General features: G+C 70.1%; 16 protein-coding genes. 7 read left to right on the top strand and 9 right to left on the bottom strand.

Features of this window, described 5'->3' with window-relative positions:
* Nucleotides 1-17: 17 nt before the first annotated feature.
* The 5 genes from mptB to ABZX37_RS45985 all read right to left on the bottom strand — a co-directional run bounded on the left by mptB (nucleotide 18) and on the right by ABZX37_RS45985 (nucleotide 7,035).
* On the bottom strand, nucleotides 18-1,571 hold the full coding sequence (gene mptB / locus ABZX37_RS46005; RefSeq protein WP_354750655.1) for a polyprenol phosphomannose-dependent alpha 1,6 mannosyltransferase MptB: 1,554 nt from the start codon (nucleotides 1,569-1,571) through the stop codon (nucleotides 18-20).
* A 91-nt stretch (nucleotides 1,572-1,662) separates the two neighbouring features.
* Entirely contained in the window at nucleotides 1,663-3,315 is a 1,653-nt protein-coding gene (locus ABZX37_RS46000) for an ABC transporter ATP-binding protein (protein WP_354750654.1), read from the bottom strand.
* The gene (locus ABZX37_RS45995) at nucleotides 3,312-4,229 is read right to left on the bottom strand and encodes an ABC transporter permease (protein WP_354750653.1); all 918 of its coding nucleotides are present in this window, start codon (nucleotides 4,227-4,229) and stop codon (nucleotides 3,312-3,314) included. The genes ABZX37_RS46000 and ABZX37_RS45995 overlap by 4 nt, the downstream gene beginning before the upstream one ends.
* Nucleotides 4,226-5,254 carry an ABC transporter permease gene (locus ABZX37_RS45990; protein WP_354750652.1) on the bottom strand — a complete coding sequence of 343 codons (1,029 nt, stop codon included), beginning with the start codon at nucleotides 5,252-5,254 and terminating at the stop codon, nucleotides 4,226-4,228. Before ABZX37_RS45990 ends, ABZX37_RS45995 begins: the two co-directional genes overlap by 4 nt.
* Nucleotides 5,255-5,259: 5 nt before the next feature.
* The gene (locus ABZX37_RS45985; protein ID WP_354750651.1) at nucleotides 5,260-7,035 is read right to left on the bottom strand and encodes an ABC transporter substrate-binding protein; all 1,776 of its coding nucleotides are present in this window, start codon (nucleotides 7,033-7,035) and stop codon (nucleotides 5,260-5,262) included.
* A gap of 187 nt (nucleotides 7,036-7,222) precedes the next feature.
* Here ABZX37_RS45985 and ABZX37_RS45980 point away from each other — a divergent pair, with 187 nt between their 5' ends.
* Entirely contained in the window at nucleotides 7,223-8,050 is an 828-nt protein-coding gene (locus tag ABZX37_RS45980; RefSeq protein WP_354750650.1) for a M55 family metallopeptidase, read from the top strand.
* The gene (locus ABZX37_RS45975) at nucleotides 8,043-9,347 is read left to right on the top strand and encodes a M20/M25/M40 family metallo-hydrolase (protein ID WP_354750649.1); all 1,305 of its coding nucleotides are present in this window, start codon (nucleotides 8,043-8,045) and stop codon (nucleotides 9,345-9,347) included. The genes ABZX37_RS45980 and ABZX37_RS45975 overlap by 8 nt, the downstream gene beginning before the upstream one ends.
* A 3-nt stretch (nucleotides 9,348-9,350) precedes the next feature.
* Here the strand turns inward: ABZX37_RS45975 and ABZX37_RS45970 are convergent, their stop codons facing one another.
* Together ABZX37_RS45970 and ABZX37_RS45965 are read right to left on the bottom strand one after the other, a co-directional pair.
* A complete protein-coding gene (locus ABZX37_RS45970) occupies nucleotides 9,351-9,983 on the bottom strand; it encodes a class I SAM-dependent methyltransferase (RefSeq protein WP_354750648.1) in 633 nt (210 codons plus the stop codon).
* Complete coding sequence (locus tag ABZX37_RS45965) at nucleotides 9,983-10,639, bottom strand: class I SAM-dependent methyltransferase (protein ID WP_354750647.1); 657 nt, start codon at nucleotides 10,637-10,639, stop codon at nucleotides 9,983-9,985. Before ABZX37_RS45965 ends, ABZX37_RS45970 begins: the two co-directional genes overlap by 1 nt.
* Before the next feature lie 342 nt (nucleotides 10,640-10,981).
* Between ABZX37_RS45965 and ABZX37_RS45960 the strand changes: the two genes are divergently transcribed.
* The gene (locus tag ABZX37_RS45960) at nucleotides 10,982-15,289 is read left to right on the top strand and encodes a GH92 family glycosyl hydrolase (RefSeq protein WP_354750646.1); all 4,308 of its coding nucleotides are present in this window, start codon (nucleotides 10,982-10,984) and stop codon (nucleotides 15,287-15,289) included.
* A gap of 76 nt (nucleotides 15,290-15,365) precedes the next feature.
* Here the strand turns inward: ABZX37_RS45960 and ABZX37_RS45955 are convergent, their stop codons facing one another.
* Complete coding sequence (locus ABZX37_RS45955; RefSeq protein ID WP_354750645.1) at nucleotides 15,366-15,743, bottom strand: hypothetical protein; 378 nt, start codon at nucleotides 15,741-15,743, stop codon at nucleotides 15,366-15,368.
* A 56-nt stretch (nucleotides 15,744-15,799) separates the two neighbouring features.
* On the opposite strand from ABZX37_RS45955, the gene ABZX37_RS45950 reads away from it, so the two are divergent.
* Genes ABZX37_RS45950 through ABZX37_RS45940 form a run of 3 tightly spaced genes read left to right on the top strand, consistent with a single transcriptional unit; the run spans nucleotide 15,800 to nucleotide 21,410 of the window.
* Nucleotides 15,800-16,198 (top strand): GNAT family N-acetyltransferase, encoded by a 399-nt coding sequence (locus tag ABZX37_RS45950; protein ID WP_354750644.1) that lies wholly within the window; start codon nucleotides 15,800-15,802, stop codon nucleotides 16,196-16,198.
* 38 nt (nucleotides 16,199-16,236) lie between these two features.
* Entirely contained in the window at nucleotides 16,237-19,326 is a 3,090-nt protein-coding gene (locus ABZX37_RS45945) for a GH92 family glycosyl hydrolase (RefSeq protein WP_354750643.1), read from the top strand.
* Entirely contained in the window at nucleotides 19,323-21,410 is a 2,088-nt protein-coding gene (locus ABZX37_RS45940) for an FUSC family protein (RefSeq protein WP_354750642.1), read from the top strand. Before ABZX37_RS45945 ends, ABZX37_RS45940 begins: the two co-directional genes overlap by 4 nt.
* A gap of 4 nt (nucleotides 21,411-21,414) precedes the next feature.
* Here ABZX37_RS45940 and ABZX37_RS45935 read toward each other — a convergent pair whose 3' ends face one another.
* Nucleotides 21,415-22,362 carry an aldo/keto reductase gene (locus ABZX37_RS45935; protein WP_354750641.1) on the bottom strand — a complete coding sequence of 316 codons (948 nt, stop codon included), beginning with the start codon at nucleotides 22,360-22,362 and terminating at the stop codon, nucleotides 21,415-21,417.
* A gap of 128 nt (nucleotides 22,363-22,490) precedes the next feature.
* Here ABZX37_RS45935 and ABZX37_RS45930 point away from each other — a divergent pair, with 128 nt between their 5' ends.
* Complete coding sequence (locus ABZX37_RS45930) at nucleotides 22,491-24,272, top strand: hypothetical protein (RefSeq protein WP_354750640.1); 1,782 nt, start codon at nucleotides 22,491-22,493, stop codon at nucleotides 24,270-24,272.
* Nucleotides 24,273-24,683: the final 411 nt, after the last annotated feature.

Raw genomic sequence — 24,683 nt, 5'->3', positions numbered from 1 at the left:
CGAACCGGCGCCACCACTCACGACCCTTGCTTCGGGAGGAATTCCTCGTCCTTGGGCTTCTTCCGCCACGCGGCGACGAGCCCGAGCGGGTCGGGGCGCAGCAGGGACGCGGCGGCGTAGAGGCTGACCACGACGACGATCGCGATGAACCACCAGTCGTAGAGCGCCTGCTCCCCCGTCGGGTAGTACACGAGGGTCACGAAGACCGAGATCGCCACGATCGCCGACAGGTTCCGCCGTTCCCACGGGAACGCCGAGATCAGGACGAAGCCCCAGGTGAGGTACCAGGGCAGGGTCGGCGGCATGAGGATCGCGACGGCCAGCAGGGTGATCGCGGCGCGGTAGACGGCTTCCTTGCCGCCGCCGCGGGCGAGCCACCACTGCCGCACGCCGAACACGACGAGGCCGACCATCGCGATGGCGCGGGCGACGGTGACGAACGGCGAGGGCTGGACGTTGGCGATGATGTGGACGAGGTTGTAGACCGCCTCGCCGATGCCGCTGGGGAAGTTCAGCCAGTTGGTGATGAGCTGCGGGGCCTTGAGGCCGGACCACCAGCCGAGGTTGAGCGAGCCGAGCGAGACCCAGGTGCCGACGACGAACACCGGCAGGAACAGCCCGACCGCGGCGGCCCCGGCCTTGAAGAAGTTCTTCGTCTTCGACGGGCCCGCCATGTCCGCGGCCCACATCCAGACCATGAACGGCAGCGCGACGGCGGCGGTCGGCTTGATCAGCATGCCGATGGTGACGAGCACGACCGCGATGACGTGTTTGCGCTCGAGCGCGGCGAGCATCCCGATGGTGAGGAAGCCGAGCATCATCAGGTCGTTGTGCGGGCCGCCGAAGAGGTGGATGACCATCATCGGGCTGGCGACCGCGACCCACAGCGCGACCGGGAGCTTCCCGCCAAGGTGCTTGACGAGCCGGGGCAGCGCCCACAGCGTCATGCCGAGCCCGACGAGCAGGACGAGCCGGGTCAGGATGACGCCGGCGATCATGTGGTCCTGGGTGATCGCGACGATGCCCTTGGAGATGAGCAGGAACAGCGGCCCGTACGGGGCGGGCGTGGTCTGCCACAGCGGGTGCACGTTCTGCACGACGTTCGGCAGCACGGGCAGCTCGGCGGGGCCGTTGGCGTACGGGTCGAGCCCGTAGAGCAGCTGCGCGCCCTGGCCGAGGTAGGAGAAGACGTCGCGGGTGAACAGCGGCGGCGACACGATCAGCGGCGCCATCCAGCACAGCGCGGCGATCAGGATCGGCTTGCTGCCGATGCGCCCGGCGAGCGCGTAGCGGCCGAGCCGGACCCACGCCCACACGACGAGGCCGAAGCCGCTGTAGAGCAGCGCGTTGGCGAGCGCCCGGCCGTGGCCGTAGCGGATCCACGAGAGCGGGCCGTGGCCGATGACGGGGTCTCGGATGAGGATGCCGCCGGCGCCGAGCGCGGCGAGCATGAGGAGGGCGCTTCCGACCGTGCCCATGGCGATGGTGCGGTAGGGGAAGCGCGAAGGCGTCAGGAACTGCCGGTCGAGACCTCCGGCGTTCGGCTGCGCGTCGTCGATAGTAGTGGCCATTTCGATCCAGAAGATTACCGGGTGCAGTCGGCCCGCCCCGCACTGGCTCCGGGCGCGCCCGGCTTCGGCGCGCGCCCGGGGCGGACCGGGGTCAGGTCTCGGCCGCGGTCCGCTGCGCGGTGCCCCCGGGGAGCGCCGCGAGCAGCGACTTCGTGTACTCGTGCTGCGGGTCGAGCAGGACCTGTTCGACGGTACCGGTCTCGACGAGTTCGCCGCGGTACATCACCGCGACCCGGTCGGCGATGTTCCAGGCCAGGCCGAGGTCGTGGGTGATGACGAGGGCGGAGAGGCCGAGCTGGCGGCGGAGCCGGAGCAGCAGCGCGAGGATTTCCCCGCGCACCGACGCGTCGAGCGAGGCCACCGGTTCGTCGGCGAGCAGCAGCGACGGTTCGAGCGCGAGTGCTCCGGCGATGACGACGCGCTGGCGCTGGCCGCCGGACAGCTCGTGCGGGAGCCGGTCGAGGAATTTCTCCGGCGGGCGCAGTTCGGCGGATTCGAGCGCTTTGAGCACGACGTCGCGTTCGTTCGGCAAGCCGTGGATGCGCGGGCCCTCGGCGACCGCCTCGTACACCGTGTGGGCCGGGTTGAGCGCGCTCGTCGGGTCCTGGAGCACGAGCTGGACTTCCCGCCGGTACGCGCGCAGCCCGGCCCCGGCCGAGGGCACCGGCTTGCCCGCGTAGCGGACCGCGCCGGAGTCGGGTTTCTGCAGGCCGAGCAGCGTGCGGGCGAGGGTGGTCTTGCCGGAGCCGGACTGGCCGACCAGCGCGACGATCTCGTCCCGGCGGACCTGCAGGTTCACCCCGTCGACCGCGTGGATCCGCTTGCCCTTGCGGTCACGGAACGTGACGTGCAGGTCCTCGGCGGCGAGCAGCGGCGCTTCGTCCGAGCCGCCGCGTTCGTCCGGTTCCGGGGGCAGCGGGGTCGCGGTGGCCGGGGCGTAGCGCGAGACCGGGTCGCCGACCGTCGGGAAGGCGGCGGCGAGGGCGCGGCTGTGTTCGTGGTGCGGTGAGGACATCAGCTCGGCGCTGGGGCGTTCCTCGACGACTTCCCCGTCGTACATCACCGCGATGCGTTCGCAGGTGGCGGCGAGCACGGACAGGTCGTGGCTGATCATGATCAGCCCGATGCCGCGTTCGGCGACCAGCTTCGACAATACGGACAGGACCTGGGCCTGGACGATGACGTCGAGCGCGGTGGTCGGTTCGTCGGCGATCACCAGCCGCGGTTCGCAGGCCAGCGCCATCGCGATCATCACGCGCTGTTTCTGGCCGCCGGACAGTTCGTGCGGGTACGCGCCCGCACGCGAGCGCGGCAGGTCGACCTGTTCGAGCAGTTCCGTGACCCGGGCCTGCACCTGCGCTTCGGACTGCGCCTTGCCTTCGGGCGCGTGCAGCCGGATCGGTTCGGCGATCTGCTCGCCGACGCGGCGGACCGGGTTGAGCGCGTGCATCGCGCCCTGGAACACGACCGACGCCTCGGCCCAGCGGACCGCGCGCAGCCGTCCCCAGCGCATCTCGCTGACGTCCTCGCCGTCGAGCAGGATCTCGCCGGTGATCTTCGCGCTGCGCGGCAGGAGCCGGAGCACGCTCATCGCGACGGTGGACTTGCCGGAGCCGGACTCCCCCGCGACGCCGAGCGTGCCGCCCGCGTCGAGGCGGAGGTCGACGCCGCGGACCGCGGGGACGTCGCCGCCGCCGGTGCGGTAGGTGACGCCGAGGTTTTTCAGTTCGAGCAGCGCGGTCACGAGTGCCGTCCTTTGAGCCGCGGGTTCAGCACGGTTTCGAGGCCGCGGCCGACGAGGGTGAACATCAGCACGACGAGCACGATCGCGATGCCCGGCGGGAGCAGGTTCCACCAGGCGCCGCGGGTGACCGCGCCGTTGTTGAGTGCGGTTTCCAGCATGGCGCCCCAGGAGATCGAGGTGGGGTCGCCGACGCCGAGGAAGGAGAGGGTGGCGTCGGCGATGACCGCGTTGCCGACCACGAGGGTGGTGTTGGCGAGCACGAGCGGGGCGACGCCGGGCAGCACGTGTTTGGCGACCACGTGCAGGTGGCCGCCGCCGAGCGCGCGGGCGCGTTCGATGTAGGGGCGGCTTTCGATGGTGAGCGTCTGGGCGCGGACGAGGCGGGCGGTGCTCGGCCAGGCGGTGACGCCGATGGCGAGCACGATGGTCCAGATCCCTTGCGGCAGCACGGCCGCCAGCGCGATCGCCAGCACGAGCGAGGGCAGCACGAGGAAGAAGTCGGTGAACCGCAACAGGATCGCCGACACCCAGCCGCCGAAGTGCGCGGCGGTGATGCCGATCAGGGTGCCGATGAACACGCTCAGCGCGGTCGCGCAGAACCCGACGAGCAGCGAGATCCTGGTGCCCCACACCGTCATCAGCAGCACCGAGCGGCCGTCGATGTCGGTGCCGAGCCAGAACTGGCTGTCCGGCGGGCTGAGCGGTTTGCCGGTGACGCGGGTGACGTCGAGGCCGCTCTGGTCGCTGATCAGCGGCAGCAGCAGAGCCAGCAGCACAGTGAGCACGAGCAGGAACAGCCCGGCCAACGCGGCTTTCTGCGTGGCGAATTCGTGCCAGGTGCGGGCGATTCCGGCGCGGCGGCGGCGCCACGCGATCGCGCGGACGCTTTCGGTTTTCGCGGGGATTGAGGTCATGCGGTACGCACCCTCGGGTCGAGCACGCGGTAGAGCAGCTCCGCGAACAGGTTCATCAGGACGACGGCGCTGGCGAGGACGATGAAAACCCCTTGCAGCACCGGCAGGTCCGGGCCGTGCAGCGCGTCGTAGGTGAGCTGGCCGAGGCCCGGCCAGCTGAACACCGCTTCGACGGTGACCGCACCCGCGACGACTGTGCCGAACTGCATGAACACCAGCGTCACAGTGGGCAGCAGCGCGTTGGGGACCGCGTGCCGTCGCCGGACGAGGTCGTCGCGCAGGCCTTTCGCGCGGGCGGTGGTGAGGTAGTCGGCGTTCATCTCGCCGAGCAGCGACGAGCGCATCACCAGCATGTACTGCGCGTAGAACACGACGAGCAGCGTCAGGCACGGCAGGATCAGGTGGTGCAGCACGTCGAGGCTCTGGGCGAAGAATCCAGGCCCGGCGTCGGGCGAGTGCATGCCGCGGCTGGGGAACAGCCCGTTGGTGGCCACGAGCAGCAGCAGGCCGAGCCAGAACTGCGGGACCGACCAGAACGTCAGCGCGATGCCGGTCTGCGCGCGGTCGAAGAAGCTGTCGCGCTTCCACGCCGCGCGGATGCCGAGCCACAGCCCGAGCGCGACGGCGAGGACGGTCGCGCTGCCGACGAGCAGCACGGTCGGCCAGAGCCGTTCGCCGATCATGTCCAGCACCGGGCGGCGTTCGATGTAGGACTCGCCGAAGTCGCCTTGGAAGAGACCGACGAAGTAGTTCCCGAACTGCGCGAGGATGGGCTTGTCGATGCCGAGCCGTTCGCGCAGTTCGGCGATCTGGCCGGGGTCGGTGGGACGTTCGCGGGCCATGAACGCGACCGGGTCGCCGGGCAGCAGCCGGAAGAGGAAGAACCCGAGGACGATCACCAGGAAGACGCTGGCGACCGCCTCGGCGATCTTCTTGAGGACGAACCGGAGGGTCCCGGTGCCGCCTCGGCGCTCGTCGGGGTCGGCGAGCACCGAGGCCTGGTCGGGCGCTATCGCTTGACTCACGGGCGTTACTCCCGGTCGTCGGCGGATTTGCCGCGGCGGGACAGCGCGATGCCGCCGCCCACGAGCACGACGAGCACGACCGCGCCGACGACGATCCACACGGTCGTGCCGGAACCGCTGTCCGAGGACGCGGCCGAAGCGTCGGCCGGGACCGCGCCGTAGACGCCCCAGTAGCCGGTCTGTTCGAGGATCGAGCCCTCGGGCTGGGGCTGCTTGCCGAACGAGGAGAACTTGTCGGAGCGGTAGGCCTCGAGCGCGTTGTCGTAGTCGTAGACGACGTTCACGGCCTGGCTGTAGAGCCGCGCCTGGGCCTGCTTCACGTAGCCGGCGCGCACGCCCGGGTCGGTTTCGGCGAGCTGCTTGGCGTAGAGCGCGTCGTACTGCGGGTCGCAGAAGAACGTGTCGGTGGTGCCGCCCTTGCCCTCGGCGTTCGGCCGCGCGGCGCAGGTGTGCAGCGCCAGCGAGTAGTCCGGGTCCGGGTTGTTCGCGTAGCCGGAGATCGCGAGGTCGTAGTTGCCCGCGTTGGTGCGGTCGTTCAGCTCGTCGTCGGAGACGAGTTCCTGCTTGACCGAGATGCCGATGTCGTGCAGCCAGCCGGTGACGTACTGGGCGAGGCGCTGGTCGGGCGCGCGGTTCGCGTGCCCGGTGAGGCGCAGTTCGAGGCGCGCGCCGCCGGGCGCGGTGCGGATGCCGTCGCGGCCCTTCGCGTAGCCGGCCGCGTCGAGCGCGGCGTTCGCGGCGGCGAGGTCGAACTTGCGCGCCTCCCCCGGCGCCGGATCCCAGTGGTAGGCCGAATAGATCGGCGGGATCACGCCGCCGCCGGGCTGGGCGTAGCCGCCCGCGACCTTGTCCACGATCGTGGAGATGTCGATCGACTGCGCGATCGCCTGGCGCACCCGGATGTCCTTGAGCACCGGGTTTCCGTTGCCGATCGGCTTGTTCTCCGAGTTCTGGACGCCGAAGTTGAGGTTGATCTCGTTGTAGCGGCGGCCGGGCGCCTTGTTCAGCGCGATGTTCGGCTGGTCCTTGAGCGCGTCGAACTGGGTCGGGGTGAGCCGGTTGATGACGTCGACCTCGCCCTGTTTGAGGGCGTTGACCGCGGCCTCGACGTCCTTGAACACCAGCAGCTGTAGCTCGTCGACCTTGGGCGCGCCGCGCCAATAGTCCTTGTTGGCCTTGAACTTGACGTATTCGTTCTGCTTGTACTCGGTGATCTGGTACGGCCCGTCGTCGACGCCGACGACCGGGATGGTGTCGGTCTTCGGGTCGCTCAGGTCCTTGATCTGCGACCACACGTGCTCGGGGACGATCGGGACGTCGAGCAGGTCCATCGACGACTGGACGGTCTTGGTCTTGATCACCAGTGTGGCGTCGTCCGGCGCGGCCACCGACTGGAAGCTCGCGACGTAGTTGCCGTTCGCGGTGCGCGCGGTGGCGTCGGTGAGCATCCGGTTGAAGGTGAACGCGGCGTCCTTCGCGGTGACCGGCTGCCCGTCGGACCACTTCGCGCCCTTGCGGATCTTGAACGTCCAGGTCAGCTTGTCCGGCGACGTCGTCCACGACTCGGCGAGCGCCGGGGCGGCCTCGGCCTTGTCCTGCGACGGGATCGTCAGGAACTCGTAGATGAACCGGCCGACCTGGGTCGACGCGGCGAGCCCGGCGGTGAACGGGTTCAGGTGGTCGATACCAGTGGTCAACGCGACCCGCAGCACCTTCGGCTGTGCCTGCTGCTGCGCGGTCGCAGTGCCCGCCAACGGCAGAATCGCCAGCGTTCCTGCCATCACGACACCGAAAACGCGGCGCAACCCGTGCCGCCTGTGCTTATTTCGCACTTGAGAACCACCCCATCGTCAATCCCCGACCCCAGAGACGAAAAGTAACCACATACGGCGGGAAGCGCGCAATATGTGACGGTGCCGCTGCGTGTCCGATCGTTATGGTCGCGGCGCGGATCACTAGAGTGCCGGCATGCGGATCCTGATCTCGGCCGACATGGAAGGCGCCACGGGGGTCACCTGGACCGACGACGTCGTGCCCGGGAGCCCGCAGTGGCAGCGGTTCCGGGGCATGTTCACCGGCGACGTCAACGCGGTGCTGGCCGGCCTGTACGCGGCGGGCGCGACCGACGTGCTCGTCAACGAGGCGCACTCGTCGCAGCGCAACCTGCTCCTGGAAGACCTCGACGAACGCGCGCGGATGCTGACCGGGCGGCACAAACCGCTGTCGATGATGCAAGGCATCGATTCCGGTGTGGACGGTGTGGTGTTCCTCGGCTACCACGCCGGGGCCGGGTTCGACGGCGTCCTGTCGCACACGTACCTGGAAAACCAGATCACCGGCGTGTGGCTGGACGACGTGCCCGCGAGCGAGGGCAGGCTGAACTCGGCGATGGCGGCCGAGTACGGCGTGCCGGTGCTGCTGGTCAGCGGCGACGACCAGACGTGCGAGGACGCGCGCGACTACGCGCCGGACGCGGAACTGGTGCAGGTCAAGGAATGCGTGAGCCGGTACGCGGCGATCTGCCTGCCGCCGGCGCGCACGGCGAGGCTGCTGGAAACCGGCGCGCGGGAGTCGATGGCGCTGGCCGGGCGCGCCGAGCGGACGCCGGGGCGGCACCGCATCGAGGTCGAGTTCGACGCGAGCCATCTGGCGCAGGCGACCGCGGTGATCCCGACCGTGGAGCAGACCGGGACGCGCCGCGTCGCGTTCGAGGCGCCGAGCATGACCGAGGCGATGAAGGCGTTCAAGGTGGTCACGGCCATCGCGGCAGGGGCGGTGCAGGGCATCTATGGCTGAGGTCGACGTTGTTTCGCTGTGCGCGGACCTGATCCGGTTCGACACCACCAACTGGGGCGACGGGGAGGCCGCGGGCGAACGCCTCGCCGCCGAGTACGTCGCCGAATTCCTGGGCCGGTACGGCGTTTCGGCGCGGATTCTGGAGTCCGAACCGCAGCGGGCGAATGTCATCGCGCGGATTCCGGGCACCGATCCGGCGCTGCCCGCGCTCCTCGTGCAGGGGCATCTGGACGTGGTTCCCGCGGCGGCGGCCGATTGGTCTGTACCGCCGTTTTCGGGCGAGGTCCGCGACGGGTTCCTGTGGGGCCGCGGCGCGGTCGACATGAAGGATTTCTGCGCGATGGTGCTGGCGGCCGTCGCGTCCGGGCTGCGGCCGCGGCGGGATCTCGTGCTGGCGTTCGTCGCCGACGAGGAGGACCGCGGCGACTACGGCGCGCACTGGCTGGTCAAGGAGCACGCGGACCTGTTCGAGGGCTGCGCGGCGGCGATCAGCGAGTCCGGCGGGTACAGCTATCACGTGCCCGCCGCGGACGGCCGGAAGGTGCGGCTGTACCCGGTCGGGACCGCTGAGCGCGGGACCGCGCACCTGCGGCTCACCGCGACCGGGCGGGCCGGGCACGGGTCGCGGCCGAACTCGGAGAACGCGGTCGTGCGGCTGGTCGGGGCGCTGCAGCGGATCGCGGAGCATCGCTGGCCGGTGCAGCTGACGCCGACCGTGCGCGCGTTCCTGGAGCGGACCGGCGCCGCGTTGGGCGTGCCGGTGGATCTCTCGTCGGGCGAAGCGGTCGACGAAACCGTGGCGCGGCTGGGGACGGCCGGGTCGCTGGTGGTGCCGACGGTGCGCAACAGCACCACGCCGACGATGCTCGACGCCGGGTACAAGGTGAACGTGATCCCGTCGAAGGCGAGCGCGCAGGTCGACGTGCGGGTGCTGCCGGGGACCGAGGACGAGCTGTTCGCGGTGCTGGATTCGTTGCTGGGCGAGGGGGTCACGCGGGAATTCGTGGCCCATCAGCCGCCGGTGCAGGCTCCGGTCGATTCGCCGTGGTTCGACGCGATGGCCGCGGCGCTGCGGGCGGAGGACCCGGAGGCGGTCGTGGTGCCGTACTGCATGGGCGGCGGGACGGACGCCAAAGCGTTCACGCAGCTGGGGATGGCGTGTTACGGCTTCGCTCCCCTGGCGCTGCCGGAGGGTTTCCCGTACCGGGCGATGGCGCACGGCGTGGACGAGCGGGTGCCGGTGGACGGGCTGCGGTTCGGGACCCGGGTGCTGACGCGGTTCCTCGAGTCCTGCTGAGGCTCACGGATTGACGCGCTGGACGGTCGCCAGCCAGGCCGGAAGACCGTCCGGCGCGAACCTCGCGACGATCCGGCTGTCCCTGAGGGTCTCGATCCGCCAGCAGCTCTCGTCGTGGAACGGCGCTTCCAGGTCGGCTCGCGTGACCGGATGCGGACCGGCGTCCCCGTCCGTGTCCCGGAAGCACAGGATGTGCAGCCTCGCGCCCGGTTCGGTGACGGACGCGAGGCCGGCGACGTAGGCCTGGCGTTCCCGGGCGTCGAAGGTGTGGAACAGGCCGCAGTCGAGGACCGTGTCGAAGGTCCGGTCCAGAGTGGACAGCCGGAACGCGTCGCCGACCGCGAACTCGGCCGCGAGACCCCGGACGCGGGCCTTCTCTTTCGCTTGCGCCACCGCGGTTTCCGCGACGTCGATGCCCACAATGGACAGTCCGGTCGCGGCGAGGTGCAGCGCGTTCTCTCCGGTGCCGCATCCGGCGTCGAGGACCGTGCCGCGGAACGCGCCCTCGGCGGCGAGTTCGGCGATCGCCGGTTGCGGGCGGCCGAGGTCCCACGGGGCCGGACCGTCCTGATAGGACTCGTCCCACGGACGGCCTGCGTCGCGTTCGTGGCTTGTCGCGGGACGGTCCTCGGGCATCAGCGGGTGAACTCCGCCCACCACCGGGCGTCGTCGCGGACGCGCCGCAGCGAGGTCAGGGTGACGCCGTCGCGGGCGAAGGACTCGACCTCGGCTTTGCTGAGCGGCCACGGCGGCCCTTCCCAGGTGTCGAGGTCGATGCTTTCCTCGGCGACCGCGCCGACGACGAGCGTCCCGCCCGGGGCGACGAAGCCGGAGACCGAGGCGATCGCGGGGTCGTGGACGTCCTTCGGCATCGACTGGACGGTCATGATCTCCACGACCAGGTCGAAGGCGTAGTGGAACTCCGCGGGCGGGGTGAGCAGGTCCGCGGTGCGGTAGGAGACGACGGTGTCCGGGAAGCGGTTGAGCACGGCTTTGATCGCGCTGGGCGAGACGTCGAAGGCGGAGGTCTCGTATCCGGAGGCGGCGAGGAGCTCGGCGTCGTCGGCCATCCCGCAGCCGACGACGAGGGCGCGGCGGCCGTCTCCAGGCCGCCCGTCGATCCAGTCGGCGAGTTCCGGCGAGGGCTTGCCGCGGTACCACGGCAGGACGGCCTCTCCGGCTTCCGCGGCCGCGTAGAGGGGCTCGAACCACCCGGTGGGGTCACCGTTGGCGAGTGCGAGTCCGGCCCGGCGGCGGGCTTCCTCGTCGGGATCGATGGCGTCGTCTGGCATGGACTCTGTTATACCCGCCGGACCTTGGCGCCGGTGCGCTCGCACCGCCGGTGCGCGGCAGTTTTCCCGGGCGCACTCGTCCCGGTGTTCCCGCCCGACCGCCCCAATGTGGCATTGGGTGCATGCGGCGCACCGAACGCCACATTGGGTGCGTCAGATGCACCCAATGTGGCATTGGGGCGGGAACCCGGTTGCCGTAGCCGGGCCGCCGCCGGTTGTCCGTTTCCGGTCAGGTTTGCGGGGCGGCCTTGACATCGATGTCACCCGCGCGTTGAGCTTCCGGGGCCCCGAGTCCCGACTCGTTTCCCGATCCCTGATCCCCCTGACGAACTGGGAGCAATGATGCCCCGAAGCGCCAGACCGTTCCACGTCGTGCTCGCCGCGGCCGTGGCGGCGGCGGGCCTGGTCGTCCTTCCCGTCGCGGCCGGTGCCGCGCCGGGCGAGGCCGCCCCGCCGGACTTCGTTTCTTCGTTCGAGCCGAACGACCCGCAACCGGCGCAGGACGCCGTCGACACCGATGCCGCCGGGAAGCCGCGGGCCTCGGGCGTCGACGGCGCGAACGGGACCGCGATCCCCGGCGACATCCGGGGCAAGGTCACCGACATCAGCGCGACCAGCGAGAACACCGGCGGCGGCGAGGTCGCCGCGAACCTGATCGACGGCAGCACCGGCACCAAGTGGCTGTCGTGGGATCCGGCCGCGTCGGTGACGTTCACGCTGTCGGAGCCGACGAAGATCACGCACTACGCGGTCTCCTCGGCCAACGACGCGCCCGGCCGGGACCCGCAGGACTGGACGCTGCGCGGGTCGGCCGACGGCAAGACGTGGACCGACCTGGACAAGCAGTCGGGCCAGTCGTTCGACAAGCGGTTCCAGCAGAACGACTACAAGCTGGCCGCGCCGAGCGACGCGTACCGGTACTACCAGATGGACGTCACGCGCAATCACGGCGACGACATCATGCAGTTCTCGGAGCTGCTGCTGGCCAACGACGATCCGGCCCCGCCGCCGCTGCCGAACATGCGCAGCGTGGTGGACTCGGGCCCGAATTCGGGCTACACCAACAAGAACCGGGTCGGGTTCACCGGTAAGAAGGCGTTCCGGTATTCCGGCAGCCAGCCCAAGGCCGGGCACGGGTATTCCTACAACAAGGTCTACGACGTCGACATCCCGGTGACCGGGACGACCGAGCTGTCCTACAAGGTGCAGCCGCAGTTCGTCGAGGGCGATCTGAAGTACCCGAGCACGAACGTCGCGGTCGACCTCGACTTCACCGACGGGACGCATCTGCGCGATCTCGGCGCGACCGACCAGTACGGGTTCCCGCTGACGCCGGAGGGCCAGGGCGCGAGCAAGGTCCTGTACGCGAACCAGTGGAACCTGGTGCGTTCGGTGATCGGGCGGGTCGCGTCGGGCAAGACGATCGACCGGATCGCGATCGGCTACGACAACGCGAACGGCCCGGCGCAGTTCGCGGGCTGGCTGGACGACCTGAAGATCTCCGCGACGCCGACGCCGCCGGCCAGCACGCGGCCCAGCGACAACGTGCTCACCACGCGCGGCACGATGGCGAACGGCACGTTCTCCCGGGGCAACAACTTCCCGGCGACCGCGGTGCCGCACGGGTTCAACTTCTGGACTCCGGTGACGGACGCGGGTTCGGCGAGCTGGCTGTACAACTACCACTCGCAGAACAACGCGGACAATCTCCCGCAGCTGCAGGCGTTCAGCGTGAGCCACGAGCCGAGCCCGTGGATGGGCGACCGGCAGAGCTTCCAGGTGATGCCGTCGGCCGCGAGCGGGGTGCCGGACGCCAACCGCGACAAGCGCGCGCTGCCGTTCACGCACGACAACGAGGTGGCGCGGGCGCATTACTACGGCGTCACGTTCCAGAACGGGATCAAGACCGAGATCGCGCCGACGGATCACGCGGCGGTGCTGCGGTTCTCCTTCCCGGGCAACGATTCCAGCCTGATCTTCGACAACGTCAACAACTCCGGCGGGCTCACGCTCGACCCGGCGAACGGCACGCTCAGCGGGTACTCCGACGCGAAGAGCGGTCTGTCCGCGGGCGCCGGGCGGATGTTCGTGTACGCCACGTTCGACAAGCCCGTCACGACCGGCGGCAAGCTGACCGGGCAGAACCGGGACAACGTGACCGGCTACCTGCGGTTCGCCGCGGGCGCGGACAAGACCGTGACGATGCGGATCGCGACGTCGCTGATCAGCGTGGACCAGGCGAAGAAGAACCTGGAGCAGGAGATCGCCCCGAACGCCGGGTTCGACGCGGTGCGGGACGCGGCTCAGCAGGCCTGGGACAAGCAGCTCGGCGTGATCGAGGTGCAGGGCGCGTCGAAGGACCAGATGGAGACGCTGTACTCCAACCTGTACCGGTTGTTCCTGTACCCGAACGAGGGTTTCGAGAACGTCGGCACGAAGGAGGCGCCGAAGTACCAGTACGCGAGCCCGGTTTCGCCGAAGACGGGCACGGACACCGCGACGCGGACCGGGTCGAAGATCGTCGACGGCCAGACTTACGTCAACAACGGGTTCTGGGACACCTACCGGACCACCTGGCCGGCGTATTCGCTGCTCACGCCGGACATGGCGGGCAAGATGGTGGACGGTTTCGTGCAGCAGTACCGCGACGGCGGCTGGATCGCGCGCTGGTCCTCCCCCGGTTACGCGGACCTGATGACCGGCACGAGCTCCGACGTCGCGTTCGCCGACGCCTACCAGAAGGGCGTGACGAACTTCGACGTCAAGTCGGCCTACGACGCGGCGCTGAAGAACGCCACGGTGACGCCGCCGAACTCGGCGGTCGGCCGCAAGGGACTGGACCAGTCGGAGTTCCTGGGCTACACGCCGAACTCGACCGGCGAGGGCTTCTCGTGGGCGATCGAGGGCTACGTCAACGACTTCGGCATCGCGAACCTGTCGAAGAAGCTGTACGACACGGCCGCGGCGAACGATCCGCGCAAGGCGGAGTACCTGGAGAACTACCAGTACTTCACGAGCCGGGCGCAGCAGTACGTGAACCTGTTCGACCCGAGCACCGGGTTCTTCCAGGGCAAGGACGCGAGCGGGAAGTTCACCAAGGCCAAGGCTGATTACGATCCGCGCCAGTGGGGCGGGGACTACACCGAGACCGACGGCTGGAACATGGCCTTCACCGTGCCGCAGGACGGGCAGGGGCTGGCGAATCTCTACGGCGGCAAGGACAAGCTGGGCGCCAAGCTCGACCAGTTCTTCGCCGACCAGGAGACCGCGAACTACCCGGGCAGCTACGGCGGCGTGATCCACGAGATGCGGGAGGCGCGGGACGTGCGGATGGGCCAGTACGGCCACTCCAACCAGCCTTCGCACCACATCCTCTACATGTACGACTACGCGGGCCAGCCGGCTAAGACGCAGGCGAAGGTGCGCGAAGCGGTGTCGCGGCTGTACACGGGCAGCGAGTTGGGCCAGGGCTATGCGGGCGACGAGGACAACGGCGAGATGTCCGCGTGGTACGTGTTCAGCTCGCTGGGCTTCTACCCGCTGCAGATGGGCAGCCCGGATTACGCGATCGGGTCGCCGCTGTTCACCAAGGCGACCGTGCACCTGCCCGGCGGGGACCTGGTGATCAACGCGCCGAAGAACTCGGCGAAGAACGTCTACATCCAGGGCCTGAAGGTCAACGGGAAGAACTGGACGTCGACGTCGCTGCCGCACGACGTGCTCGCCCACGGCGCCACGCTCGACTTCGACATGGGCCCGAACCCGTCGACGTGGGGCACCGGCGCGGGCGACGCGCCGAAGTCGATCACCACGGGCGACGCGGTGCCGACGCCGCTGCACGACGAGACCGGTCCCGGGCTGGGCACGCTGTCCACTTCGGACGGTTCGGACGCGTCGGCGTTGCTGGACAACACCTCGCGCACGCAGGCGAAGGTGACGGGTGCGGTGCAGTACCAGCTGAAGTCGACGGACGAGGGGGTCACGCACTACACGCTCACCTCCGGCACCGGCGCCGGTGATGCGAAGAGCTGGACGCTGAAGGGTTCGTACGACGGGAAGAACTGGACGGTCGCCGATCAGCAGACCGACCAGTCCTTCCCGTGGCGGCAGCAGACCCGGGCGTTCGCGGTGAAGAACCCGGCGCACTACGCCTACTACCGGCTGGAGGTCACCGCGACCACCGGCGGCCCGGCGACGCTGGCGGAGTTCGAACTGCTGGGCCGCCCGGACGCCTCATGCGGCAAAACGCTGGCCGGCGTGCAGAACGGCCCGCTGACCGTGTCGAGCGGCGTGGTGTGCCTGAACGGCGCGACGGTGTCGGGCCCGGTGAACGTGGCGCGCGGCGCTTCGCTGATCGTGCGCGGCGGCCAGATCACCGGTCCGGTGGCGGCGTCCGGTGCGGCGCAGGTGGTGCTGAACCGGACGAAGGTGTCCGGTCCGGTGTCGATCACCGGCTCGACCGGGCCGGTGTCGATCGAGCTGACGGACATCTCGGGCCCGGTGAACCTGACCGGGAACCAGGGGTCGGTGCTCTCGAGCAGCACGGTGGGCGGGCCGTTGGCCTGTACGGGCAACTCTCCCGCCCCGACGGATCATCAGCTCGCCAATACTGTTCGCGGGCCTTCCGCGGGGCAGTGCGCGCAGTTCTGATCGGCTGATTTCCGGCAGATAGCCGCAGGCCAGGGGCTCGGATTCGTTCCGGGTTCCTGGCCTGCGGCGTATCGGCTTACTTGTCCGGGCAGTCGGCTTCGGTCCAGGTCGCGGTCAGGTCGCGGCTGACGACGGTGAGGGATCCGCCGAGGAAGCCGATCTCGTGGCTGCAGCCGTGTTCGTGGGGCAGGATTTCGTCCAGCGTGACCGGGCCGAAGCCGGTCCAGTCGGCCGGGTCGGGGTTGCGGGTGCTGAGCCCGACGTAGCGGATGCTCAGGTCTTCTTCGTGTTTCCAGCAGTTGTGGCGGAAGCCGAGCTGCAGCCAGTCCTCGCCGTCCGCGATTCCGCGCTGCAGCGCGTCGAGCACGAGGTCCTTGACGCACCGCAGGCCGAGATACGCGCGAGGATCGAGGTAGTTGCCCGTCCCGGTCGCTTCCACTCTGACGTGTTTCATCGCCGCACCAGCTTATTGGCTGGCTCCCGCGCCCGGGCCCGTGGGAGCGTCGGCCCATGAAGATCAACTACTCCTGGCGCGCCGCCCTCACCGACGCCCAACTGGTCACCCTCACCGAAGCCCACGGCGGCAGCGCGGAACCCGGCTGGTGGGACCGGGCGAAGCAGCACAGCCTCGGCTGGGTCAGCGCGCACGACGGCACCGAACTGGTCGGCTTCGCGAACCTGGCTTGGGACGGCGCGGACCACGCGTTCCTCCTCGACCCGAAGGTCCACGCGGACTGGCAGCACCGCGGCATCGGCACCGAACTCGTCCGCCGGGCGCGGGACGCCGCGAGGGACGCGGGCTGCGAGTGGCTGCACGTGGACTTCGAACCGCGTCTCCGCCCGTTCTACTTCGGCGCCTGCGGGTTCGCTTCCACCGACGCGGGGTTGATCCGGCTCACCGCGAGCTGATCCGGCACCGCCGGTGCGGGAGCGATTACCGTGGGGGCGTGACCACGGCTGCGTTCTTCTCCTCGTTCGAAGCGGGCGATCCGCAGCCGGTCGCGGGGGCGCGAGTGGACAACGGGCCGCGCCGGTCGCCGACCGCGAAGACCGGGGTCGGGTTCACCGGGGCGAAAGCGTTGCGCTACCAGGCCGGGCCCACCGTGACACTGTTCGAGGTGGACATTCCGGTCACTGACCACAGTGCACTGTCGTATGTGGTCTTCCCGGCCTCCGACGGTCCGGTCCCGACCTACCGCAGCACGCACGTGGCGCTCGACGTCGAGTTCGACGACGGCAGCCGCGCCGGGTTCTCCCCCGAGCCGAAGAAACTCTGCGTCGACCAGTGGAACCTGGTGCGTCGTCCGCTGAAAGCGTTCGCGGGACGAAGGGTGCGGCGCATCCTGCTGGTGACAGGCTCCGACGGGACGGGCTGGCTGGACGACGTCCGGATCGCCGCGCATCCGCCGCGGCGCAAGGACCCGGTCGACTGGGTTCGCACGACGCGCGGCACGCATTCCAGCGGCGAGTTCTCGCGCGGCAACACGTTCCCGGCCACCGCGGTCCCGCACGGGTTCAACTTCTGGACCCCGGTCACCGACGCCCGGGCGCTGAACTGGTTCTACTCCTACCACCGCCACAACGACGACCGGAACGAGCCGCGGCTGCAGGCGTTCGGGCTCAGCCATCAGCCGAGTCCGTGGATGGGCGACCGGCACACCTTCCACCTGATGCCCGGGACCGGACCGGTCGAGCCGGATCGCGTGCGGCGTTCGCTGGCGTTCGGCCACGACGACGAGACCGACCGGCCGCACCACTACCGCGTGCGGTTTCGCACCGGCATCGCCGCTGAGGTCGCGCCGTCCGAGCACGCGGCGATGTTCCGGTTCGTCTTCCCGGACGGCCGCGGCTGGGTGCTGTTCGACAACGCCCGCAACCGCGGCGGTCTCCGGATCGACGCCGAGCGCGGGATCGTCACTGGGCACACGTGGGTGTGGAGCGGGCTGTCGACCGGCGCGCGGCGGATGTTCGTGTACGCCGAGGCTGATCAACGCCCGGTCGGAGGCGGACGGATCCGGCGGCCGTTCTGGCGGACGGTGACCGGGAGCCTGGAGTTCGCCGCGCCGGAGGTGACGCTGCGGATCGCGACGTCGCTGATCAGCCTCGCGCAGGCGAAACGCAACCTGACGCTGGAAATCCCGGCGGGCACGACGTTCGACCAGGTGCGGAACAACGCCCGGGAACGCTGGCAGGAGATGCTCGGGAAGGTCGAGCTGGAGGGCGCGTCCGAGGACGAGCTGACCACCTTCTACTCCAGCCTCTACCGCATGTTCCTGTACCCGAACGTCGCGCACGAGAACACGCCGCGCGGCATCCGGCACGCGAGCCCGGTCGTGCGGAGTTTCCGGCCGAGCACGCGGCGGCGCACCGGCGCGAAGGTCGTGGACGGCGAGTTGTACGTCAACAACGGCTTCTGGGACACCTACCGCACCGTCTGGCCCGCGTACGCGCTGCTCGCGCCGCGTCAGTGCGGCCGGATGATCGACGGTTTCGTGCAGCAGTACCGCGAAGGCGGCTGGATCGCCCGGTGGTCCTCCCCCGGCTGCGCCGACCTGATGACCGGCACCAGCTCCGACGTCGCGTTCGCCGACGCGTACCTGAAGGGCGTCACGAACTTCGACGTCGAGGCCGCCTACGACGCCGCGCTCAAGAACGCCACCGTCACCCCGCCGCGCGCGGGCGTCGGCCGCAAGGGGCTCGACCGCTCCGCGTTCCTCGGCTACACCCCGGCCTCGACGCGCGGCGGCCTGTCGTGGGCGCTCGAAGGCTGCCTCAACGACTTCGGCCTCGCCAACCTGTCCGACGCGCTCGCCCGCGAAAGCAGCGGCGCGCGGGCCCGCCGGTTCGCCGACAACGCCGTCTACTTCCGCCAGCGCGCCCAGCATTACGCCAACCACTTCGACGCGCGGATCGGCTTCTTCCAGGGCCGCACCCTCGACGGCGGCTGGCGACACCCGGCGGAAGGATTCGATCCCACGGTGTGGGGTCCGGATTACGTCGAGACCAACGCCTGGAACACCGCGTTCTCCGTGCCGCACGACGGTCCCGGCCTCGCCGCGCTCCACGGCGGCCTCAAGGGCCTCGAGGCGAAACTCGACGAGTTCTTCCTGACCCCGGAGACCGGTCAGGGCGGCCGGATCCACGAAATGACCGAGGCCCGCGACGTGCGGATGGGCCAGTACGGACATTCCAACCAGCCCTCGCACCACATCCCGTTCGTCTACGCCTTCGCCGGAGCGCAGGCGAAGCTGCAGCGCACCGTCCGCGAGGTGCTGCGCAGGCTGTACCTCGGCAGCGAACTCGGCCAGGGCTATCCCGGGGACGAGGACAACGGCGAGATGTCGGCCTGGTATGTCTTCACCGCCCTCGGTCTCTACCCGTTGACCGTCGGCAGCCCGCGGTACGCGGTGTGCGCGCCGTTGTTCCGCTCCGCCACCGTGCACCTCGAGAACGGAAAGGACCTGGTGATCCGAGCACCCCGCGCCGCGAGCGCCGACAGCGGAGCCGACACGCCCTACGTGCACGGCCTGACTGTCGACGGCGAACCGCACCCTTCGGCCACCCTCGCGCACGCGGTCCTCGCGCGCGGCGCGGTGCTGGAGTTCGACGTCCGCGCCGAACCCGGCGCCTGGGGCGCCGAACCGGTCACCCCGGTCGCCCCCGCGCCGCTCAGCGATCTGGCCGGCACCGGGATCGCCGCTTTGACGGACAACACCAGCCGCACCCAGGCCGTCTTCCGCACGCCAAGGCCGACCATCGCCTTCACTGCCGAAGGCGAGCCGCGCGAAGTGGTCCTCTACACGCTGACCTCCGGTGCCAGCGCGGGCGATCCGCGGGATTGGGTACTCGAAGGCTCCGACGACGGACAGCAGTGGCGGACTCTGGACGAACGCTCCGGCGAGGTGTTCCGCTGGCGGCGCCAGACCCGGCCGTTCGTGCTCGACGGCCCTGCCGCGTGCCGGCACTACCGGCTGCGGGTCCGCGCCTCGACCCGGCGCCGCGTCGCTCTCGCCCAGTGGGAGCTGCTGGCCCGATGATCACCGACGTGCGCAACGCCTTCCTCGACCGGCTGGCGGCCGCCGACCCCGGCCTCGTCCGGCTGCGGCTCGCCGCGTCGGCGGTGCTCGGCATCGTGCTCGCGGTCCTCGCGATGCTGCCGCTGCATTTCCCGCTCACCACCACGCTCGTCGCGGCCATCGCGGCGATGATGAGCGCGTTCACCGTCAACGACGCGACCAGCGGCGGCCAGGCCGTCACGCTGCTGCTGGCGCTCGCGGTCGGGGCCGCGTCGATCACCGCCGCCTGTTTCGGCTCCGCCTACGCGCCGCTCGACAGCGTCGTGTTCGTGCTGCTCATCTTCGTCGCGGTGTACGTGCAGCGGTTCGGCGCGCGCGGCATCGCGCTCGGGTCGATGGCGTTCTTCCTGTTCTTCTTCCCGATGTTCCTGCAGGCGCACCTCGCGCAGGTGCCGCACCTGCTGATCGCGCTGGCGATCGGCGTGGCCGCGAACGCGGTCGTGCGGTTCCTTCTCTTGCGCCGCAACGCCGAAAGCGAGCTGATCCGCTACCGGCAGGCGTTCCGGGCGCGGCTCGGCGCGGCGGTGCGGGCGACCGAGGCGTACATCTCGTCCGGCGGCTCGGACCGCAGCAACCGGCAGATCCGCACGTCGGTGGAGCGGCTGCACGAGGTGGTCCTGCTGATCGAGGACCACGCTCCCGACGTGGTCGACGACCGTCGCGCCGACCAGTTGCGCCGCCGGGTCATCGAGGTCGAGCTGGCCGTGCAGTGGCTGGTGATCACCGTGCGGCGGACGTGCTCGCAGCCGTTGCCCGAGGGCGTCGCCGACGATCTCGTGGCCCGGCTGTCCCGGTTCCGGTCGCTGATGGAACGCGATCCGCGCGACCTGCCGCTGATCAGCGAGACCGGCGAGTACAGCCGGATGCTGGTGGAAGGCAGCCGGATCGACGAACGCGCGCACCCCGGCGACGGCGTCCGTCGCGCGATCGCCGAACTGGCCGTCGCGGACGACCGGGCGCAGCGGATCGCCAGTCTGCAGGCAGGAGTGGACTTCCCGGCCGAAGAGGACGAGGAAGACGAACCGACCAAGGCGTTCGCCTACGACAACCAGACCCGCGGTGCGATCCAGGCCGTCCTCGGCGGCGGGCTCGCCGTGCTCGCGGGGCAGCTGATCTCGCCGCAGCGCTGGTACTGGGCGGTCCTGACGGTGTTCGTCGTGTTCATCGGCACGTCCAGCGCGGGCGCGCGATTCGTGAAAGGCATGCGCCGCACCGGCGGGACGCTGCTGGGCATCGTCGGCGGCGTCGCGCTCGCGCTGCTGGTCAGCGGCAACACCCCGGCGATCCTCGCGCTGCTGCTGGTCTGCGTCTTCGGCATGGTCTACACGGCGCGGGTTTCGCAGTTCCTGATGGCGTTCTTCGTGACGAGCATGCTGGGCTTGCTCTACAGCCTGCTCGGCACGTTCAGCATCGAGGTGCTGTGGATCCGGGTCGCCGAAACCGCGGTCGGCGCGGCGTGCGGGCTGCTCGCCGCGGTGGTGGTGCTGCCGGTCCGCACGCGCGCGGTGATGCTGGACGACATCGCGATCGCGCTCGACGAACTGCACGAGTTCGTCGAATCAGCAGCGACGCTGCTGTCCGGCCGCGAGAACGTGAACATCATCGAGATGTCCCGCGATCTCGACCGCGCGGTCGAGCAGGTGCGGCTGACGATCGAACCGCTCACCCACCCGATCAACCTGCGCAGCGCCCGCCGCGACTACGGCTGGCACGTGCTGACCACGCTGGAGGGCATCGCCTTCCGCGCCCGGCACGTGGCCGCCCGCGCGCAGCCCGGCCAGCTCGCCGGTCCCGTCTCGGAACGGCTGGACCAGTTCGCCGGCCGGATCATCGCGAACGTCGACCTCGTGCACGAGGCGGTCAGCAACCCGGGCAGCACGCGGCTGCGCAAGCTGGTCCGCGACGACGGGACCCCGGTCGCCGACCGGATCGACGAGGCCGAGACCCGCGCGGTCCTGTCCAGCCTGAGCCACCTCGACGAGGGACTCATCGCGCTCGGCCGCGTGCTGGGCGTCGGCGCGCAGGACCCGCCGCGGCACAGCTGATGACCTACGCGGAGGCGGCGTCGAGGATCCGCAGTTCTTCGTCGCTCAGCGCTACGTCCTGCATCGCGACCAGCGCCGGAACCTGCTCGACCGTGCGCGCGGACGCGATCGGCGCGGCCACCGTCGGCTGCTGCGCGAGCCAGGCCAGCGCGACCGTCGGCATCTCCGCGCCGCGCGCCTTCGCGACCTCCTCCAGCGCCGCCAGCACCTTCACGCCGTGCTCGGTGTCCGCGTAACCGCCCGCGAGCCCGGGCAGATTGCGGATGTTGTCCACCTGCTGTCCCGGCCGGTACTTGCCGGTCAGGAACCCCGACGCCAGGCCGAAATACGGGACGCAGGCCAGCCCGTGCCGCTCCGCGATCCCGCGCCGCTCGCTCTCGTACTCCCGCGCGACGAGGTTGTACTTCGGCTGCAGCGCGACGTACTTCGCCAGCCCCTCGCGGTCGGAGAACTCCAGCGACGCGGCCAGCCGTTCCGGGCTGATGTTCGACGTCCCGATCGCGCGGACCTTGCCTTCCTTCACCAGCTCGTCGAGCGCGGCGACGATGTCCCCGACCGGGACGGACTCGTCGTCGAAATGCGTGTAGTACAGGTCGATCCGCTCGATCCCCAGCCGCCGCAACGACTCCTCGGCCGCGGCCTTGATGTTCGCCGGAGCGAGCCCCTTGAACCGCGGGCTGTCCCCGACCTTCGTCGCGACGACCAGATCGTCCCGGTTGCCGCGCGCGGCGAGCCACTTGCCGATGATGGCCTCGGACTGCCCGGCCTCGTTGCCCGGGAAGTGGTACATGTACGAATCGGACGTGTCGAGGAAGTTCCCGCCCGCCTCGGCGTAGGCGTCCAGCACCGCGAACGACGCTGTTTCGTCGGCCGTCCAGCCGAACACGTTCCCGCCGAGGCACAGCGGGGAGACGGCGAGGTCGGATGAGCCCAGAGTGCGAAGTGCGACCATGATCGCATTCAAGCACTCCCGCCCCGGGAAATGCCCGTCTCGCCGAGAGATTCTGCCCGCTCGTACCCAGCCCGGCCGCCGAGCTGGCAAGATCGCCCTTCTCGGACAGCTTTCTGGGGAGGCAGCTGATGCGAAGACCGGCGGTCGGCGACCCGCTTTGGCTCGGCCAGTACCGGGTGCTCGCGGAACTGGCCCGGGACGCGACGACCCGGGTGCTGCTCGGCAGCGGACCGGACGACCGCCTCGTCGCGCTCACCCTGCCGGACCAGCGATCCGCCGAGGCCGCGGCGTTGAGCGCGGTTCTCGAGGCCGATCCGGACGCGTCGATGCCTTGGTGGGCGCAAGAGTTCGTGCCCGGCCCCTCTCTGCAGGACGTGCCCGACCCGCTGCCCGAACCGGCCGTGCTCCGGCTGGCCGCCGGAATCGCCGCCGACTTGACTCAGCTCCACAGCGCCGGGCTGGCCCACGGGCGGCTGACGGCGTCCCACGTCCGGCTCACCAGCAGCGGGGCAAGACTCATCGCCCGCGCGACCGGCGACGACCCAGCCGACGACCTGCTCGCGCTCGGCGCGCTTCTCGCCGCGCAGGGCGCGCTTCCCGACGCGCTCCGCCCGTGCCTCGCGGAAAACCCGGCCGACCGGCTCACCGCCGCCGAACTCCTCGAAGCAATCGGGCCGTCGGCTGAGCCGTGGCCACCCGCCGTCGAGAAGCTCATCGCCGAGCGCACCGCCGAACTCGCCCAGTTCCTCGACGGCCAGCCAGCACCGCAGAACGACTCAGTGATCTACCAGGTCTCAGACGCCCCGCCGCCTCCGCGACGCCCGGCACCCCGCCGGGGAATCCTGATCGGCGCGCTCGCCCTGGTGATCGCCGGACTCGCCGCCTGGCTCGCCTGGCCGAATCCGCCCGCACCCGACGCGCTTCCGCCCGCACCCCAGCCGCCCCTCGTCGAATCCGGATTCCTCACCGCACGCGGACATCCGCAGTTCCTCGCGTTCAACCACGACGGCCGCCTCCTCGCCACGGTGAACGCCGACTCCACCATGGACGTCCTGGACGTAGTGACGCGCAAACCGGTCGGTCCGCGCCTCGGCCCCTTCCCCGACACCGGCTTGACCGGCCTGGCTTTCCGCCCCGAAGGCAGCGCCCTCGCCGCCTCAAGAGTCAGAGACAACCAGCTCACGACGCAGACCTGGGACCCGCGAACCGGACGGGGAATCGGCGAACCCCTCGTGCTCGAAAACATCGACCATGACGGCAGCTGGCCCGCGCTCAGCTCCGACGGCGGCGTCGTGGCGGTGCCGATGTCCTCCCCGCGCAGGCTGGAACTGTGGCGGGTCGCCGACCGCACCCGCATCGGCAGCATCGAAACACCGGCCGCCTTCCGGAACGCGGAGTTCAGCCCCGACGGACGCACCCTCGCCATCTACCAGCGGGACGGCCACTCCGCCCACACGAGTCAGCTCAGCCTGTGGGACACGGCTTCCCTCCGGATGCGGGGAAACCCGATCGCCTTCGCCGAAACCGAGCAGCTCTGCTGCTTCGCTTTCCGGCCCGACGGCCGGACGCTGATCACCACCGCAGGCGGCACGACCGGCTCGCAGCCGAAGGTGCGGCAGTGGGACACCGCCACGCACAAAGAGATCCGCCCGGCCTTTTCCCTGTCCCAGGATCCCGGCAACGGGGAAATGAAAGACGCCTTCGTCATCATGGCCGTCCCTGGGCTGGACGACCAGCACCTCGTCGCGATCGCGACGGGCACCGTCACGGTCCGCGACCTCGACGGCAAACAGGACGGAGCCGGTCTCCCCGGAATCCTCAACCTCGCAGTCAGTCCGGACGGGAAAACCCTCGCCACGACTTCCGGCTCGACAGCGGACACCACCGTGCATTTGTGGCGCAAACCCTGACCTCGCACCGATCCGCAGCCGCATCGCGTGCGGGCCGCCGCCGGTCCGCGAAGGGGCCCCTCACGGACCGGCGGGGGTCAATGCCAGGGACTTAGGGCGGCGCTGCGGGTGCGGTTTGCCCAGGTCGGAGGACCTTGGCGGGGCCAGGCGTCCGTGAGGGGAACCCTGACGGACTCTGAGTCCCTCAGGGTTCCCCTCACGGAGTTCAGCAGACGGTCGCATAGTCGCACATCAAGCATTCCAGCGAAGTCCGCGTCCTTTGTGGACGGTCGACGAGCGTGGCCTGCGCAGCTCAAGTCCCTGGCGCTGCGGGCAGTGGTCCGTGAAGGGCTCCTTGAGGGACCCGTGGACGCTCGCCATCCCCGACCGTCCGGGCAACAAACTCGCCGACACCTTCGAGAACATCACCGC

The sequence above is a fragment of the Amycolatopsis sp. NPDC004079 genome (assembly GCF_040610415.1).
In the GTDB taxonomy this organism is placed as follows: Bacteria; Actinomycetota; Actinomycetes; order Mycobacteriales; family Pseudonocardiaceae; genus Amycolatopsis; species Amycolatopsis halotolerans.
This window is presented reverse-complemented; position numbering and strand designations above follow the sequence as displayed.